The organism is Methylorubrum suomiense (assembly GCF_022179765.1).
Taxonomy (GTDB): Bacteria; Pseudomonadota; Alphaproteobacteria; order Rhizobiales; family Beijerinckiaceae; genus Methylobacterium; species Methylobacterium suomiense.
The window spans coordinates 1-824 of the sequence record NZ_BPRE01000051.1 but is presented as its reverse complement, the minus strand read 5'-3'; the positions used below and the strand labels follow the sequence as shown (position 1 = coordinate 824).

The following is an 824-nucleotide window of genomic DNA, read 5'->3' as shown; positions in this document are numbered from 1 at the left end:
GTCTCGTTCGCCGGTCAGAGCGTGAGCTACACCAGCGTGTCGGGGGCGGACCTGACCGCCAGCCTGACGGCGGATCAGGTCGCGGCCCTGAAGGCGGCGTTCACGATGCCGACCGGGGATCTCGGCGCGAACCGAGGCACGGCGACCTGGACCTACGCCATCGCCGACAAGGCGCTCGACTTCATCGGTCAGAACGACACGGTGCGGGTGGTCACGACCGTCCAGGTGAACGACGGCAACGGCGGGGTGGCGCAGCAGGCGGTGACGATCGCGCTGAAGGGGGTCAACGACGCGCCGGTGATCGTGGCGGGCGGCCAGGTCACGGGGAGCGTGACGGAGAAGGCGGGGGCCTACGGCGATGCGAGCCTCCACCTCGCGGGCGGGAGCTTCGACTTCGCGGATATCGACCTCTCGGACGTGCACGCCGTGCGGGTGACGTCGAAGGGGGCGGGCTATCTCGGCGCGCTCAGCGCCACTGTCAGCGCGGATACGACCGGCGGGGGGGCGGGCCATGTCGCGTGGTCGTTCCAGGTGGCCGACAAGGCGCTGGACGCGCTGGCGGCGGGCCAGAGCGTGACGCAGACCTACGCGGTGCAGGTCGGGGACGGGAAGTCCGGGTTCGCGACGCAGGACGTGACGGTGACGCTGACGGGGAGCGCGGACCAGTTCGTGTTCTCGGGTCTGACGAAGAAGGCGCTGCCGAGCTTCGGCGCGGGGGACCAGCTGGTGTTCTCGGCGAGCGCGCTGGGCCATCAGGTCGGGCCGGGGGCGCTGGCGGCGGAGTGGTTCACGGAAGGCACGGCGGCGACGGTGAGCGGCCACGG

The 824-nt window shown here is 71.6% G+C and carries 1 protein-coding gene; it reads left to right on the top strand.

Annotated elements, in window-relative coordinates:
• Positions 1-21: 21 nt before the first annotated feature.
• Positions 22-824 (top strand): VCBS domain-containing protein (locus MFF26_RS26375; protein WP_238308974.1); only part of this gene is annotated, 803 nt, incomplete at its 3' end.